At 74.8% G+C, this 15,640-nt stretch carries 12 protein-coding genes and 1 riboswitch; of the genes, 5 read left to right on the plus strand and 7 right to left on the minus strand.

What is annotated here, in order from left to right:
* Positions 1 to 5: 5 nt before the first annotated feature.
* Positions 6 to 3,632: a cobaltochelatase subunit CobN gene (gene cobN, locus SCNRRL3882_RS07735; RefSeq protein ID WP_010038990.1), complete on the minus strand. Its 3,627-nt coding sequence runs from the start codon at positions 3,630 to 3,632 to the stop codon at positions 6 to 8.
* Between the two features lie 56 nt (positions 3,633 to 3,688).
* A riboswitch (cobalamin riboswitch) is annotated at positions 3,689 to 3,765 on the minus strand.
* A 101-nt stretch (positions 3,766 to 3,866) separates the two neighbouring features.
* On the opposite strand from cobN, the gene cobG reads away from it, so the two are divergent.
* Genes cobG through SCNRRL3882_RS07750 form a run of 3 tightly spaced genes read left to right on the plus strand, consistent with a single transcriptional unit; the run spans position 3,867 to position 7,326 of the window.
* The gene (cobG, locus tag SCNRRL3882_RS07740; RefSeq protein WP_010038992.1) at positions 3,867 to 5,153 is read left to right on the plus strand and encodes a precorrin-3B synthase; all 1,287 of its coding nucleotides are present in this window, start codon (positions 3,867 to 3,869) and stop codon (positions 5,151 to 5,153) included.
* Positions 5,150 to 5,821, plus strand: a complete 672-nt coding sequence (locus SCNRRL3882_RS07745) for a precorrin-8X methylmutase (protein WP_010038994.1) — start codon at positions 5,150 to 5,152, stop codon at positions 5,819 to 5,821. The genes cobG and SCNRRL3882_RS07745 overlap by 4 nt, the downstream gene beginning before the upstream one ends.
* Complete coding sequence (locus SCNRRL3882_RS07750; RefSeq protein ID WP_010038998.1) at positions 5,818 to 7,326, plus strand: precorrin-2 C(20)-methyltransferase; 1,509 nt, start codon at positions 5,818 to 5,820, stop codon at positions 7,324 to 7,326. Before SCNRRL3882_RS07745 ends, SCNRRL3882_RS07750 begins: the two co-directional genes overlap by 4 nt.
* Positions 7,327 to 7,404: 78 nt before the next feature.
* On the opposite strand, the gene SCNRRL3882_RS07755 is transcribed toward SCNRRL3882_RS07750, so the two are convergent.
* Positions 7,405 to 8,169 (minus strand): cobalt-precorrin-6A reductase, encoded by a 765-nt coding sequence (locus tag SCNRRL3882_RS07755; RefSeq protein WP_010039002.1) that lies wholly within the window; start codon positions 8,167 to 8,169, stop codon positions 7,405 to 7,407.
* A gap of 18 nt (positions 8,170 to 8,187) precedes the next feature.
* Between SCNRRL3882_RS07755 and SCNRRL3882_RS07760 the strand changes: the two genes are divergently transcribed.
* Positions 8,188 to 9,306, plus strand: coding sequence for a cobalt-precorrin-5B (C(1))-methyltransferase (locus SCNRRL3882_RS07760; RefSeq protein ID WP_010039004.1), 1,119 nt, complete (start codon positions 8,188 to 8,190; stop codon positions 9,304 to 9,306).
* A 22-nt stretch (positions 9,307 to 9,328) separates the two neighbouring features.
* On the opposite strand, the gene cobM is transcribed toward SCNRRL3882_RS07760, so the two are convergent.
* The 3 genes from cobM to SCNRRL3882_RS07775 all read right to left on the minus strand — a co-directional run bounded on the left by cobM (position 9,329) and on the right by SCNRRL3882_RS07775 (position 11,862).
* Positions 9,329 to 10,078: a precorrin-4 C(11)-methyltransferase gene (cobM, locus tag SCNRRL3882_RS07765; RefSeq protein ID WP_010039006.1), complete on the minus strand. Its 750-nt coding sequence runs from the start codon at positions 10,076 to 10,078 to the stop codon at positions 9,329 to 9,331.
* Positions 10,075 to 11,337, minus strand: a complete 1,263-nt coding sequence (locus SCNRRL3882_RS07770; protein ID WP_010039008.1) for a bifunctional cobalt-precorrin-7 (C(5))-methyltransferase/cobalt-precorrin-6B (C(15))-methyltransferase — start codon at positions 11,335 to 11,337, stop codon at positions 10,075 to 10,077. Before SCNRRL3882_RS07770 ends, cobM begins: the two co-directional genes overlap by 4 nt.
* 138 nt (positions 11,338 to 11,475) lie before the next feature.
* Positions 11,476 to 11,862: a hypothetical protein gene (locus SCNRRL3882_RS07775; RefSeq protein ID WP_010039010.1), complete on the minus strand. Its 387-nt coding sequence runs from the start codon at positions 11,860 to 11,862 to the stop codon at positions 11,476 to 11,478.
* A 137-nt stretch (positions 11,863 to 11,999) separates the two neighbouring features.
* Here SCNRRL3882_RS07775 and SCNRRL3882_RS07780 point away from each other — a divergent pair, with 137 nt between their 5' ends.
* A complete protein-coding gene (locus SCNRRL3882_RS07780; protein ID WP_158688405.1) occupies positions 12,000 to 12,773 on the plus strand; it encodes a hypothetical protein in 774 nt (257 codons plus the stop codon).
* Here SCNRRL3882_RS07780 and SCNRRL3882_RS07785 read toward each other — a convergent pair.
* Positions 12,764 to 13,930, minus strand: coding sequence for an aromatic ring-hydroxylating oxygenase subunit alpha (locus SCNRRL3882_RS07785; protein ID WP_010039021.1), 1,167 nt, complete (start codon positions 13,928 to 13,930; stop codon positions 12,764 to 12,766). The genes SCNRRL3882_RS07780 and SCNRRL3882_RS07785 overlap by 10 nt on opposite strands.
* 101 nt (positions 13,931 to 14,031) lie before the next feature.
* Complete coding sequence (locus SCNRRL3882_RS07790; protein ID WP_010039025.1) at positions 14,032 to 15,585, minus strand: IucA/IucC family protein; 1,554 nt, start codon at positions 15,583 to 15,585, stop codon at positions 14,032 to 14,034.
* Positions 15,586 to 15,640: the final 55 nt, after the last annotated feature.

The raw sequence follows: 15,640 nt of genomic DNA on the forward strand, positions 1-15,640 counted from the left end.
CCCGGTCAGCCGTCGCCCTCCAGGTCCCCCTCCGTCTCCAGGTACACCTGCCGCAGGCCCTCCAGCACGGCCGGGTCGGGCTTCTCCCACATCCCGCGGGACTCCGCCTCCAGCAGGCGTTCGGCGATGCCGTGCAGGGCCCAGGGGTTGGCCTGCTGGAGGAACTCGCGGTTGGCCGGGTCCAGGACGTAGGTCTCGGTGAGCTTGTCGTACATCCAGTCGGCGACCACGCCGGTGGTGGCGTCGTAGCCGAAGAGGTAGTCCACGGTGGCGGCGAGTTCGAAGGCGCCCTTGTAGCCGTGGCGGCGCATGGCCTCGATCCACCTGGGGTTGACGACCCGGGCGCGGAAGACGCGGGAGGTCTCCTCGACGAGGGTGCGGGTACGGACCGTCTCGGGGCGGGTGGAGTCGCCGATGTACGCCTCGGGGGCCGTGCCGCGCAGCGCCCGGACGGTCGCCACCATGCCGCCGTGGTACTGGAAGTAGTCGTCCGAGTCGGCGATGTCGTGCTCGCGGGTGTCGGTGTTCTTCGCCGCGACAGCGATCCGCTTGTACGCCGTCTCCATCTCGTCGCGCGCCGGGCGGCCGTCGAGGTCGCGGCCGTAGGCGTAGCCGCCCCAGACCGTGTAGACCTCGGCGAGGTCGGCGTCGGTGCGCCAGTCGCGGGAGTCGATGAGCTGGAGCAGGCCCGCTCCGTACGTGCCGGGGCGGGAGCCGAAGATGCGGGTGGTGGCGCGGCGTTCGTCGCCGTGGGACGCCACGTCCGCCCGGACGTGGGCCCGTACGTGGTTGGCCTCGGCCGGCTCGTCCAGGGAGGCGGCCAGGCGTACGGCGTCGTCCAGCAGCCCGACGGTGTGCGGGAAGGCGTCCCGGAAGAAGCCCGAGATGCGGAGGGTGACGTCGATGCGGGGGCGGCCCAGCTCCTCGTACGGGACGGGCTCCAGGCCCGTGACCCGCCGGGAGGCGTCGTCCCAGACGGGACGGATGCCGAGCAGGGCGAGGGCCTCCGCCACGTCGTCGCCCGCCGTGCGCATGGCGCTGGTGCCCCACAGGGAGAGGCCGACGGAGGTGGGCCAGTCGCCGTTGTCGGTGCGGTAGCGCTCCAGGAGGGAGTCGGCGAGGGCCTGGCCCGTTTCCCAGGCGAGGCGGGAGGGGACGGCCTTGGGGTCCACCGAGTAGAAGTTGCGGCCCGTCGGGAGGACGTTGACGAGGCCACGCAGGGGTGATCCCGAGGGGCCCGCGGGGACGAAGCCGCCCGCCAGCGCGTGGACGGTGTGGTCGATTTCGGCGGTGGTCGCGGCGAGGCGCGGCACGACCTCGCGGGCCGCGAACTCCAGGACGGCGGCGACCTGTCCCCCGTGCTCGGCGGGGACCGCGGCCGGGTCCCAGCCCGCGTCGTCCATCGCCTGGACCAGGGCGCGGGCCTGCTCCTCGGCCGCGTCGGCGGTCGTGCGGGTCGCGGCGGACTCGTCCAGGCCGAGTGCCTCGCGCAGGCCGGGCAGGGCCTGCGCGCCGCCCCAGATCTGGCGGGCGCGGAGGATGGCGAGGACGAGGTTGACCCGGTCGGCGCCCTGCGGCGGGTTGCCGAGGACGTGCAGTCCGTCGCGGATCTGGGCGTCCTTGACCTCGCAGAGCCAGCCGTCGACGTGCAGGAGGAAGTCGTCGAAGCCGTCGTCGTCCGGGCGGTCCTCCAGGCCGAGGTCGTGGTCGAGCCTGGCGGCCTGGATGAGGGTCCAGATCTGGGCCCGGATCGCCGGGAGCTTGGCGGGGTCCATGGAGGAGATCTGGGCGTACTCGTCGAGGAGTTGTTCCAGGCGCGCGATGTCGCCGTAGGAGTCGGCGCGGGCCATGGGCGGGACGAGGTGGTCGACGAGGGTGGCGTGCACGCGGCGCTTGGCCTGGGTGCCCTCGCCGGGGTCGTTGACCAGGAACGGGTAGATCAGCGGGAGGTCGCCGAGGGCGGCGTCCGGGCCGCAGGCGGCGGACAGGCCGGCGTTCTTGCCGGGCAGCCACTCCAGGTTGCCGTGCTTGCCGAGGTGGATCATCGCGTCGGCGCCGAAGCCGCCGTCCTCGGCCCGGGCGGCGATCCAGCGGTAGGCGGCCAGGTAGTGGTGGGAGGGCGGCAGGTCCGGGTCGTGGTAGATCGCGATCGGGTTCTCGCCGAAGCCGCGCGGGGGCTGGATGAGGATCAGCAGGTTGCCGAAGCGCAGGGCCGCGAGGACGATGTCGCCCTCCGGGTTCCGGCTGCGGTCGACGAACATCTCGCCGGGGGCCGGGCCCCAGTGCTCCTCCACCGCCGTGCGCAGTTCCTCGGGGAGCGTGGCGAACCAGCGGCGGTAGTCGGCCGCGGGGATCCGCACCGGGTTGCGGGCCAGTTGCTCCTCGGTGAGCCAGTCCTGGTCGTGCCCGCCCGCCTCGATCAGCGCGCGGATCAGCTCGTCCCCGTCGCCGGAGGCCAGGCCCGGCACCTCCGTGTCCGTTCCGAAGTCGTAGCCCTCGTCGCGGAGCCGGCGGAGCAGGGCGACCGCGCTGGCGGGCGTGTCCAGGCCGACAGCGTTGCCGATGCGGGAGTGCTTGGTCGGGTAGGCGGAGAGGACCAGCGCGAGGCGCTTGTCGGCGGGCCGGATGTGGCGGAGCCGGGCGTGGCGTACGGCGATTCCGGCGACCCGGGCAGCGCGCTCGGGGTCGGCGACGTAGGCCGGGAGGCCGTCGGCGTCGATCTCCTTGAAGGAGAACGGGACGGTGATGAGACGGCCGTCGAACTCGGGGACGGCGATCTGGCTGGCCGCGTCGAGCGGGGAGACGCCCTCGTCGTTCTCCTCCCAGGCGGTCCGTGAACCGGTGAGGCACAGGGCCTGGAGGATCGGTACGTCGAGGGCGGTGAGCGCGCCGGCGTCCCAGGACTCGTCGTCGCCGCCGGCCGAGGCCTCTGCGGGCCTGGTGCCGCCGGCGGCGAGGACGGTGGTGACGATGGCGTCGGCGGCGCGGAGTTCCTCGATCAGCTCGGGCTCGGGGGCGCGCAGGGAGGCGACGTACAGGGGCAGGGGCCGGCCGCCCGCGTCCTCGATCGCGTCGCACAGGGCGCCGACGAAGGCGGTGTTGCCGCTCATGTGGTGGGCCCGGTAGTAGAGCACGGCGACGGTCGGGCCGTCGGTGTCCCTGCTCTCCCTGGGCAGCGGGCCCCAGGTGGGGGCCGCCGCCGGCGCCTCGAAGCCGTGGCCGGTGAGCAGGACCGTGTCGGAGAGGAAGCGGGCGAGCTGTTCCAGGTTGGCCGGACCGCCGTGCGCGAGGTAGGCGTGGGCCTCGGCGGCGATGCCGACGGGGACGGTGGAGGACGCCATCAGCTGGGCGTCCGGGGCTTGTTCGCCGGTCAGGACGACGACGGGACGGCCGTCGGCGAGGAGCAGGTCGAGTCCGTCCTGCCAGGCCCGGATGCCGCCGAGGAGGCGTACGACGACCAGGTCGACGCCGTCGAGGAGGGCGGGGAGGCCGTCGAGGTCGAGGCGGGAGGGGTTGGCGAAGCGGTACGGGACCGGGCCGCCGGCCGCGCGGGCGCTGAGCAGGTCGGTGTCGGACGTCGACAGGAGCAGGATGCGGGGGTGCGTGGGGCGTTCCCCGGCTGAGTGCAGCATGCGGCGGCTGGCCTTCCTCGGGGTGTCCGCGCCCCGGGCGGGTGGTGGGACGGCGGGAGTTCCTGGCTCGCCCGGCCCGCGTGGGCCGGGCTCACAGTGGCGGGACCGCGCCGGACTCGCACCGGGCTTCCTCCCCTGTCGCCGTCGTGGCGTCGGCGGACCGGATGATCCACCGAGGAGCATAGTAAGGGGCAGGGGAAAAGGGCGGGGCATACACCGGGTGTGATGGTAGGTATGCTCGCCGCCATGCCCACGCCTGCCCTCCGTTCATCGCCCCAGGCCACAGCGGTCTCCCGGGACCGCGGTGACGCCTGTCCGGGGACGCTGCGGCTGCACGCGGCGGACGACGGCGCGCTGGCCCGAGTCCGGGTGCCCGGAGGCGTCCTGACCGTGCGGCAGGCGGAGGCGCTCGCCGACGCGGCGGAGCGGCTGGGCGACGGGGATCTGCATCTGACCTCGCGCGGCAACGTGCAGCTGCGGGGTCTGGAGGACGGCTGCGGCGGGGAGTTGGCCCGGCTGCTGGACGCCGCCGGGCTGCTGCCCTCGCGCGGGCACGAGCGGGTGCGCAACATCGTGGCCTCGCCGCTGTCCGGTCTCGACGGGCAGGGCGTGCGGGACGTACGGCCCTGGCTGACGGCCCTCGACGAGGCGCTGTGCGCGAGCGAGGCGGCGCAGGACCTGTCGGGCCGTTTCCTGTTCGCGCTCGACGACGGACGCGGCGACGTGGCCGGCCTCGGTGCCGATGTGACGGTACGGGCGGCGGCGGACGGCGGTGCGCAACTCGGCGTCGGAGCGGCCGGGGAAGCGTTGCGCGTCTTGGCCGACGAGGCGGCTCGGGCCGCGCTGATCGCCGCGGAGACCTTCCTGGAGGCGGCCCGGGCGAGCGGGACACGGGTCTGGCGCGTGGACGAACTCGACCTTTCTGACGGCGAGTTGCTCGATGCGGTCGGCCGGCGGCTGACGGCCGAGGGCATCCGCCACGAGCGGCGGAGCCGGGAGACCGGCCGCACCGACGGCCCGCCCCCGGGAGTGGTGGGTGCCGGCCTCTCCGTGCACGTGCCCCTGGGGCGGCTCTCGGCACGCCAATGGCGGGAACTGACGTACGTCGCCGCCGGCGAGCTGCGTCTGACTCCGTGGCGCGGTGTGGTTCTTCCCACACCGGGGACCCACGCGGAGGTGTCCCTCGCCCGGCTCGCCGCCACCGGCCTCGTCACCGACCCCCACTCCCCCTGGCTGCACGTCGGCGCCTGCATCGGCAGGCCCGGATGCGCCAAGTCGCAGGCCGACGTGCGGACCGACGCGGCCGGGGCCCTCGGCGCGATCGGCCCGCACGGACTGCCCCTGTACTGGTCCGGCTGCGAACGCCGCTGCGGCCGTCCCCGGGGCGACCGCGTCGACGTGGTCGCCGCTCCGGGGGGCGGCTACCGGCTCTCCACCGCCGTCCCCGGCCGGGAACCCCGGACCACCACGATGAACGACCCCGCCCGACTCGCCGCCGCCCTGGCGGCGATCACCTCATGACCCGTACGACGACCGAGAGCAGCGAGAAGACCACCGTGACCACGTACGACTACGAGAAGGACGGCGCGGCCATCTACCGCCAGTCCTTCGCCACCATCCGCGCGGAGGCGGACCTCGCGGCCCTGCCCGCCGACGTCAGCCAGGTCGCGGTGCGGATGATCCACGCCTGCGGGATGGTCGACCTCGTACGGGACCTGGCCTACACGCCGGCCGTGGTGGCCCGCGCCCGTGCGGCCCTGCGCGCGGGCGCGCCCGTCTTCACCGACGTGCAGATGGTGGCCAGCGGGGTGACGCGCAAGCGGCTGCCCGCCGGCAACGACGTGCTCTGCACGCTCTCCGACCCGTCCGTGCCGGAGCTGGCCGCGAGGCTCGGCACCACGCGCAGCGCCGCCGCGCTGGAGCTGTGGCGGGACCGGCTGGAGGGTTCGGTGGTCGCCGTAGGCAACGCGCCGACCGCGCTGTTCCGGCTGCTGGAGATGATCGAGGAAGGCGCTCCCCGGCCCGCCGCCGTGATCGGCGTACCGGTCGGCTTCGTCGGGGCCGCCGAGTCCAAGGACGCCCTGGCCGCGCATCCGTCCGGTGTTGAGCACCTGGTCGTGCGCGGCCGTCGCGGGGGCAGCGCCATCGCCGCCGCCGCGCTCAACGCGATCGCGAGTGAGGAAGAGTGAGCGGCAAGCAGTCCACAGCGGGGCGGCTGTACGGGGTCGGGCTCGGCCCCGGTGACCCCTCCCTGATGACCCTTCGGGCCGTGGAGGTCATCGCCGAGGCGGACGTGATCGCGTACCACAGCGCCCGGCACGGACGTTCCATCGCCCGCTCGATCGCGGCGAAGCACATCCGCTCCGATCACATCGAGGAGCGGCTGGTCTACCCGGTCACCACCGAGACGACGGACCATCCCGGCGGCTACAGGGGCGCGATCGAGGAGTTCTACGCCGAGGCGTCGGCCCGGCTCGCCACGCACCTGGACGCGGGGCGGACGGTCGCGGTCCTCGCCGAGGGCGATCCGCTCTTCTACGGCTCCTACATGCACATGCACAAGCGGCTCGCGGGCCGCTACGACACCGAGGTGATCCCGGGCGTGACGTCCGTGTCCGCCGCTGCCGCCCGGCTGGGCGCCCCGCTCGCCGAGGGCGAGGAGGTGCTGACCATTCTGCCGGGCACCCTGCCCGAGGAGGAGCTGACCGCACGGCTGGCCTCGACCGACGCGGCCGTGGTGATGAAGCTGGGGCGGACCTTCACCAAGGTGCGCAGCGCGCTGGAGGGTTCGGGGCGGCTGGGCGACGCCCGGTATGTCGAGCGGGCCACCATGGCCGGGGAGCGGCTCGCCGAACTGGCCGACGTGGACGCGGAGTCGGTGCCGTACTTCTCGGTGGCCGTGCTGCCGAGCCAGGTCGGCGCGGAGCGGCCGGAGGCCCGGGAGCGGGGCGAGGTCGTCGTGGTCGGGACCGGGCCGGCCGGTCCGCTGTGGCTGACGCCCGAGACCCGGGGCGCGCTGGCCGCCGCCGACGACCTGGTCGGCTACACGACCTATCTCGACCGGGTGCCGCAGCGCCCCGGGCAGGTCCGGCACGGTTCGGACAACCGGGTCGAGTCGGAGCGCGCCGAGTTCGCCCTCGATCTGGCCCGGCGCGGGCGGCGGGTCGCGGTCGTCTCCGGCGGCGACCCGGGCGTGTTCGCCATGGCGACGGCCGTCCTGGAGGTCGCGTCCCAGGAGGAGTACGCGGACGTCCCGGTACGGGTGCTGCCGGGGGTGACCGCCGCCAACGCGGCAGCGGCCCGGGCGGGCGCCCCGCTCGGCCACGACTACGCCGCCCTTTCCCTCTCCGACCGGCTCAAGCCCTGGGAGGTCATCGCCGAGCGGCTGCACGCGGCGGCCTCGGCGGACCTGGTGCTGGCCCTGTACAACCCCGGCTCGCGCAGCCGCACCTGGCAGGTGGGCAAGGCCCGAGAACTGCTGCTGGAGCACCGGGCGCCGGACACCCCGGTCGTGGTGGCGCGGGACGTGGGCGGCCCCGGCGAACACGTCCGGATCGTACGGCTGGCCGATCTGGACCCGGCCGAGGTCGACATGCGCACCATCCTGCTGGTCGGCTCCTCCCAGACCCGGGCCGTCCGGCGCGGGGGCGGCGAGGAGATCGTGTGGACCCCGCGCCGCTATCCGGAGGCATGACCTACGGACCCGGTGCGAGGCGAGGCCGCGCACCGGCGACAGCGGCCGGGCCGGATCGTCTCCGGCCCCGGTCGGTGCTCAGCCGGTGGCCGGGGACCCGCGTCCGTGGAGCCCCTCCCCGACCCACCGGGCCGCCTCCTCCGGTCCGGGCACGACCTGGACGCCCTCGGGGACCGGAGGCCGACGGATCACGAGTACCGGCAGTCCGGCCTCCCGGGCCGCTGTCAGCTTCGGTGCGGTGGCCGCTCCCCCGCTGTCCTTGGTCACCACGACCTCGATGCGGTGCCGGCGCAGCAGCTCGCGCTCGCCGTCGAGCGTGAACGGGCCGCGGTCGAGCAGCACCTCCATGCGGGCCGGGTGCGGGGCCTCGGGCGCGTCCACGGACCGTACGAGGAACCACAGCTCGTCCAGGCCGGCGAACGCGGCCAGGCCCATGCGCCCGGTCGTGAGGAACACGCGCCGGCCGAGCGAGGGCAGCAGCCGTGCGGCCTCCTCCAGGGAGCCGGCGTCGTGCCAGTCGTCGCCCGCGACGGGGACCCAGCCGGGGCGCCGCAGGGCGAGCAGGGGAACATGGGCGGTGGCGGCGGCCCGCGCCGCGTGGAAACTGATCGTCCCGGCGAAAGGGTGGGTGGCGTCGATGAGCACGTCCACCCGGTGCTCACGCAGCCACGCGGTCAGCCCCTCCACCCCGCCGAAGCCGCCGATCCGGACCTCGCCCGGCGGCAGGCGGGGGCTGGCCACCCGCCCGGCGAGGGAACTGGTCAGGGTCAGGCCGGGCGTGTCGTGGAGCAGTTCGGCGAGACGGCGGGCCTCGGTGGTGCCGCCGAGAATCAGTACGCGCATGGAAGTCCAGGTCCGTTCATGAGCAGCGAAGTGAAGGGCGGCCGCAGGGCCCAGCTGGAACACACCGGCCTGCGGCCCGGCTGGACCACCGGCGCCTGTGCGACGGCGGCCACGACGGCGGCGTACACCGCCCTGCTGACCGGCGAGTTTCCCGACCCCGTGACGATCACGCTGCCGAAGGGGCAGACGCCGTCGTTCGCCCTGGCCGTCGAGGAACGGGGCGACGGGCACGCGATGGCGGGGGTCGTGAAGGACGCCGGGGACGACCCGGACGTCACGCACGGCGCGCTGGTCCGGGTCACGGTACGGCCGCTGCCCGCCGGGTCCGGGGTGGTGTTCAGGGCAGGACCCGGGGTCGGCACGATCACCCGCCCCGGCCTGCCCCTGCCCGTCGGCGAACCGGCCGTCAACCCGGTCCCGCGCCGGATGATGCGCGAGCACGTCGCCGAGGTCGCCGCCCGGCACGGCGGCCCGGGCGACGTCGAGATCACCGTCTCCGTCGACGACGGCGAGGAGATCGCCCGCTCCACCTGGAACCCCCGGCTCGGCATCCTGGGCGGCCTGTCCGTCCTCGGCACGACCGGCATCGTCGTCCCGTACTCCTGCTCGGCGTGGATCGACTCCATCCGGCGGGGCGTGGACGTGGCACGGGCGGCGGGGCGTACGCATGTCGCCGGCTGCACCGGGTCGACGTCGGAGAAGACGGTCGTGGCCGAGTACGGGCTGCCCGAGGACGCCCTGCTCGACATGGGCGACTTCGCGGGCGCCGTGCTGAAGTACATCCGCCGCCACCCCGTCGCCCGCCTGACGATCTGCGGTGGCTTCGCCAAGCTCTCCAAGCTCGCCGCCGGGCACCTCGACCTGCACTCGGCCCGTTCCCAGGTCGACAAGGGCTTCCTCGCCGAACTGGCCCGGCGCGGCGGCGCGGACGAGGCGCTGGCCGCGGAGGTGGCGGACGCCAACACCGGGCTCGCCGCGCTCCAGTCGTGCCAGGCCGCCGGGGTGCCGCTCGGCGACCTGGTCGCCACCACCGCCCGCGACGAGGCCCTGGCCGTGCTGCGCGGGGCGCCGGTCGTGGTCGACGTGATCTGCATCGACCGGGCGGGGACGGTGGTGGGGCGCAGCGCGCCGGCCTGACGGCGGGGACCGCTCACCGCTGTCAGCACACGTGGCGTTCCCGCTCCGGCGAGTACAGGTGACTGTCCCGGAACTGTTCCGCCCCCAGCGTCCGGCCCACCATGATGACGGCCGTGCGCAGCACACCGGCCTCCTTGGTCTTCCCCGCGATCTCGTCGAGGGTGCCGCGGATGATCAGCTCGTCCGGGCGGGAGGCGTAGGCGACGACCGCGGCCGGGCAGTCGGCGCCGTAGTGCGGCAGGAGTTCGCCGACCACGCGGTCCACGTACTTGGCGGCCAGGTGCAGCACGATCAGCGCGCCGCTGCGGCCGAGGGTGGCCAGGTCCTCTCCCTCGGGCATGGCGGTGGCCCGGTTGGCGACGCGGGTGAGGATCACGGTCTGGCCGACGGTCGGTACGGTCAGCTCCCGCTTCAGGGAAGCGGCCGCGGCGGCGAAGGCGGGGACGCCCGGGACAACCTCGTAGGGCACCTCGGCCGCGTCCAGCCGTCGCATCTGCTCGGCGACCGCGCTGAACACGGCGGGGTCCCCGGAGTGCAGCCGGGCCACGTCGTGCCCCTCCTCGTGGGCGCGCAGCAGTTCGGCGGTGATCTGGTCCAGGTCGAGCTGCGCGGTGTCCACCAGCCGGGCGTCGGGCGGGCATTCGGCGAGCAGTTCGCGCGGGACCAGGCTGCCCGCGTACAGACAGACCCGGCAGGCGGCGAGCGTGCGGGCGCCGCGCACCGTGATCAGGTCGGCGGCGCCGGGGCCGGCACCGATGAAGTACACGGTCATCTGTCTGCTCCTGAAGAGGTGTCGGGCGTTTTCCGTACGGCCCACTGGGTCACCGGCATCGCCTGCCGCCACCCGGTGAAGCCGCCCACCGGCACGGCGTGTGCCACCGCGAGCCGCACCAGTTCGCCGCCGCGGCGCCGGTGGGCGTCGGCGAGCAGCGCCTCGGACTCCAGCGTCACGGTGTTGGCGACCAGCCGCCCGCCGCCGGGCAGCGCCTCCCAGCAGGCGTCGAGGAGGCCGGGCACGGTGAGCCCGCCGCCGACGAACACGGCGTCCGGGGGCGGGAGTTCGGCGAGGACGGCGGGCGCTGCGCCGGTGACGACCCGCAGTCCGGGCACGCCGAGCCGGTCGGCGTTGCGGCTGATCCGTTCGGCGCGTGCCGGGTCCCGCTCCACGGTGACCGCGCGGCACGAGGGGTGGGTGCGCATCCACTCGACGGCGATCGAGCCGGAGCCGCCGCCGATGTCCCACAGCAGTTCGCCGGGTGCGGGGGCGAGCACGCCGAGTGTGGCGGCGCGGATGTGCCGCTTGGTGAGCTGCCCGTCGTGCTCGTACGCCTCGTCCGGCAGCCCGGGTACGGCGCCCAGCCGCAGGGCGTCGGGGGACCGGCGGCACTCCACGGCCACGATGTTGAGCGGATCGCCGGGCGGCTGCGACGCGGGCCAGTCGTCGGCGGTGACCTCGTCGGTCGTGCGCTCCCTGTCGCCGCCGAGCTGTTCGAGGACGCGCATGCGGCTGGGTCCGAAGCCCCGGTCCCGCAGCAGGGCGGCGACCTCGCCGGGGGTGGTGGCGTCCGCGCTGAGGACGAGGAGCCGCCGGCCGTCGTGCAGGGCGGCGGCCAGGCGGGCGGTGGGCCGGCCGACGAGCGTGACGACCTCCACGTCCTCCAGCGGCCAGCCGAGCCGGGCGGCGGCGTAGGAGACGGAGGAGGGGTGCGGCAGGACGCGCAGGGCGCCGGTCTCCTCGGCGAGGGCGCGGCCGATGCCGTAGAACATGGGGTCCCCGCTGGCCAGTACGGCGATCCGGCGGTCGGCGTGCGCGGCGAGCAGGCCGGGGACGGCGGGGCGCAGCGGCGACGGCCAGGCGACGCGCCGCCCGGTGCACTCCGGGGGCAGCAGGTCCAGCTGGCGGGGTCCGCCGATCAGGACCTCGGCCTCGCGCAGTGCGCTGCGGGAGGCGTCGGGCAGTCCCGCCCAGCCGTCGGCCCCGAGCCCGACGACGGTCACGGCGGCGGTCGGTGCGGGGGGTAGGGGGGTCACTGCGCGGTACCTCGGGGTTCGGGGGCAACAGAGGCGCACTCTACTGGGCGCTGACCAGCGCACCTGTGCTCGGGGGCACCGGCCCCCGCCCGGCGGGGTGACCGTCCTCGCCCCGTCCCGCTCGGGACGGCTCCCAGGTCATGTGGGGTCCGGGCGCCGTCGCGCGAGGGGACTGAAGACGTACAGGTCGAGGATCTCGGGCAGCGGGGCCACGCCCGGGCCGCCCTCCCGGACCCAGGTGACGACGTCCTCGGTCGCGGCCGGGTCGTTGACCAGCCCGAGCCACACCGGGCGGGCCCCGGCGGCCCGGCCTTCGGCGGACGGCTGGACGACGATGACGTTGGCCTGGTCGCAGACGTCGAGACAGGCGGAGATCCGCACCGGCCCGGCCGCGCGCAGCCGCTCGGTCTGGGCCGTGTGATCGACGCCGGTCACCTTGCCGGTGCCGCAACAGCAGTCCCGGCACACGACGATGCGGCAGGGTGCCGGACCGGTCGCCGCTGCGTCCAGGGGATCGTCGGTCACACCGGCTTCCTCGTCGTTCCGCTCTCGTCCTGCCGCTGATCATCATTCCATGGGCGTCCGCTCCTCCCGGAACGAGGGGCCGGCCGGGCAGGTTCGGATACGGTCGGGCCGAGTCCTGAGAGGGATGGGGAGGCACGATGGGGTCGGGGAGACGGCAGGCGCCGGGGAGCGTGGCATGGCTGCTGATGGGTGTCGTGACGGTCGTCGTCGGAGTGTTCATGGCCCTGGAGGTCCGCGGGGCGCTGGACCGGGAGCGGGAGTTCCGTGCCGCGCCGGCCTGCGCCTCGGTCCCGGTGCGGGCGTCGGGGTGCCGGTGGGAGCAGGAGTTCACCGTCCGCACGGCCGACACGAACCGCGGGAAGCGCAACGCCTCCCCGGAGGCGGAGCTGCTGCTGCCCTCCGGCGAGTCCTGGGAGGTCACGTTCCGGCAGGCCGGCCCGGTGGTGTCGGAGCTGGCGCCGGGCGAGAAGGTCGTCGGCCTGATCTGGCACGGGCGGGTCGTCGAGGTACGGGACGCCGACGGGCGGCGGCAGCAGACGTCGGACGGGCCCGTGGGCTGGTCCGAGGACCGGCTCGGCGGCGCGCTCGCCTGTTTCTCGTTCGGCCTGCCCGCCTTCGTCGGCGGGGTGTGGCCCCTGTTCGCGCGGGGCGACCGGCGGCATGCGAAGGCGGCGGTCGTGGTGCGGTGGCACGGCGTCTGCCTGGCCGTCGCGGCGCTCTTCACGCTGTGGGCGCAGGCCGCCAACGAATGGCCGTTCTGGGCGATCTGGGCGATCTGGGGCCCGCTCGCACTGCTCGGTCTGGCCTCCATGACGGCCTTCGTCATCGCCGCGCTGCGCGGCGACATGGACGACGAGGGCCCGCCCGTCCCGCAGCCGGACCCGACCGCACCCGCGTCAGGTCACTCCTGACCCCGGATGCCGTCGGTGAGCCGCGCTCCGTCGCACAGTGATGGGCTGCCGCAGGCGGCGGCCCGGGCCCGGAGGGGGACGCCGTTCGCGCGCAGCACCTCGCGGACGTCAAGGATCAGCGGGAAGACCTCGTGGTTGCGGTCCTCGCCCTGCTCGTCCCAGGCCCGCTGCTCGGCCTCCACGGCCATGCGGTCCTCGGCGAACACCCGCTCGGTGAAGCGCCTGATGAACGGCCAGGCCAGCTGCAGGAGGCCGGGGATCCCGGGCTTCTCGATCATGAGCAGGCCGAAGGCGTGACACGTGCGCTGCTCGGCGTCCGCGGGCACGTAGGCGGCCCAGAGGCGGAAGGCCGGGCGTTCGGCGTTCTCGGGGACGAGGTCGAGCGTCTGGTAGGGGTACTCGGTGCGGATGGTCATGACGTCGGCGGTGCCGCCCCCGAGTCCCTCGGCGGCCAGCAGTCCGGCGCTGCGGTTCCGCCTGCCCCCGGTGTGGGTGAACAGGTACCTGGCCTCGACGGACCGCTCGTCGGCCTCGTATCCCAGCAGTTCGGGGTGGAGCCTGCCGACGACGCCCCGGTGGAGGAACTGGTGGTTCATGTCGAGGAGGTTCTCGTGCATGAACGAGTAGTGGCAGCGCACGGTCCGGGAGTACGTCATGGTCCGGTACCGCGGTGAACCGAAGGCGGGCAGGTGCGGCAGCGGCGTGGCCGCCGCTCGCTGCGGGTCGCCCGGGAAGACGAAGACCAGGCCGTACGCCTCGCGCACGGGGTAGCCGCGCACGCCGCGGGGCGGCCGGCGATCACCCTTGGCCAGGTACGGGATCTGCGAGATCCGGCCGTCGCCGCGATAGGCCCAGGCGTGGTAGCGGCAGCGGAGCGTCTCGCCCTCCACCACGCCCATGCTCAACGGCACCTGCCGGTGGGCGCACCGGTCCTCCAGCGCGTGCACGTCACCGCTCTTTCCCCGGAACAGGGCGATGCGCTCACCCGCGAACGTGGTCGCCAGCACCCGCTCGGCGCGCACCCGCCGGGACAGGGCGACCGGATACCAGTGGTCGGGGTTGGCGCCCACGCGGCGCAGATCGGCCTCGGCGGGATCCGGGTCGGTGTGCTCCGAGGGCTCGGCGGCGAGGGCGGTGGCCCTGTCGGTCTCGGTCATACCTCTCCTCGCAGGGGGGACACGGCACGGACAGCCACCCTCACCCTGGCCGCGCCCCCGTGCCGGCGCCCTGCCGGAGGGTCCGGACGGGTGAAGGGCGCTCAGGCGCCGCGCAGTGGGTTGGGCAGCGGCAGGTAGCGCGCGTCCGCGCCGTCCGCGCCCGTCCAGCGGAGCAGCAGGTTCGTCTTGCCGGGGAGGGTGGGTGAGGCGAGCAGGGCGGGGATCTCGGGGACGTCGTGGCGGGCGAGTTCGCGGCGGGCGGTGGGCCAGGGGTCGAAACCGGGGCGGCGTTCCACGAGGGCACCGGCGATCTCGCTGAGGTGGTTGACGACCAGGCAGTACACGAGCCGCTCCCAGCCGGCTTCCCGCTCCACGTCCGGCAGCAGCTTCACGCCCTCGGCGTCCCGGTACAGCGCCTGCACGGGCATGCCGTCCGCGTCCACGGCGACCAGGGTGTTCTGGAGGTGCGCCTCGATGACGACCCCGTGCCGGGCGAAGGCCGTCAGGGCAGGGGGCACCACCCGGGCCAGGTACGCCGCCCACCAGGCCCCGGGGTCGGCGGCCCGGTCGAGTGGGCTGCCGTCGAAGCCCTCGACGAGACCGGCGGCGAGCAGCGGGGTGGCACCGGGCAGGAGACGGCCGCCGAAGCCGTCCCGCACGAGGACGGCCAGGGCCTCGAAGGCGAAGTCGGCGGTGCGGTACCCGCGGTCGCCGAGCCAGGCCGGGGGGCCTTCGAACGTGTCGAGGGCGGCGCACACGGCCGCGTCGGTCCGGCGCAGGGCGAGCAGGTCGTGCCGCCACAGCCGGCGGACGTCGTTGGTGATGCGCACGTCCAGGCTGAACTTCAGGAAGAGGTCGTGCCCGGGTGCGTAGAGCGTGCGGATCGCGGCCGTCGGCCAGGTGTCGAAGGCGGTCGTGCCGAGCCGGACGAGTCTGCCGTCCGCGAAGGCGCCGGCGAGCTCGGGGCCGGCCAGGTCGAGCTGCCAGGGGTGGGCGGGCAGCAGCCGGTAGCCGGGCGGGGCCGTGCCGAGGGCGTCGAGGGCCGAGGTGTCGCCCTCCTCGACGACGGTGTCCTCGCGCAGCCCGAGCAGGGTCAGCGGGAAGCGGGCGTACGCCTCGGGCGCGTACGGCAGCCATCCGGCGGCGGGGCCGCCGCCGCGCGCCTTGGGGGCCGGGTGGTGGGTGTGGCCGGTGAGGAGGCACTGCTCGGAGCGCAGGTAGAGGTCGTCGGGCGGGTTCGCCCGGGCGCGGGCGGCCAGCAGCGCGGCCACGGCGTCCCGGCTGTCGATCATCTCGGCGGGCAGTTCGGAGTTGGACAGGCCGGTGTGGCGGCGCAGTTCCTCGGCGGTGAGCTTGACCAGTTCGGCGTGGGTGAGGCGGTGCCAGGCGCCGTCCGCCCGTACCTCGGGCTCGGTGGGCCGGCGGCCGCCCCGCACGCGCAGCAGACGGCCGCTGGTCCGCAGCCGGTACACGCCCGGCTCGACGTGCTCCCCCACCTCCCGCAGCAGGCAGTTCAGCAGCGGCACGGCGGCGTACGCGTCGGCCCGTGCGGCGAGGGCGCCGGTGACCGGGTCGTCCTGAGCGGGGTCACCATGGGAGGCACCGGGGGCGGAGTCGTCGCCGTCCGGCGGGGGCATGAGGTCCACGCGTTCCACTCGTTCCCTGCGGTCCTTCCGGATTCCCGGACTTCCGGGCGGAGATGATCAGTAT

Source organism: Streptomyces chartreusis NRRL 3882, from assembly GCF_900236475.1.
In the GTDB taxonomy this organism is placed as follows: Bacteria; Actinomycetota; Actinomycetes; order Streptomycetales; family Streptomycetaceae; genus Streptomyces; species Streptomyces chartreusis_D.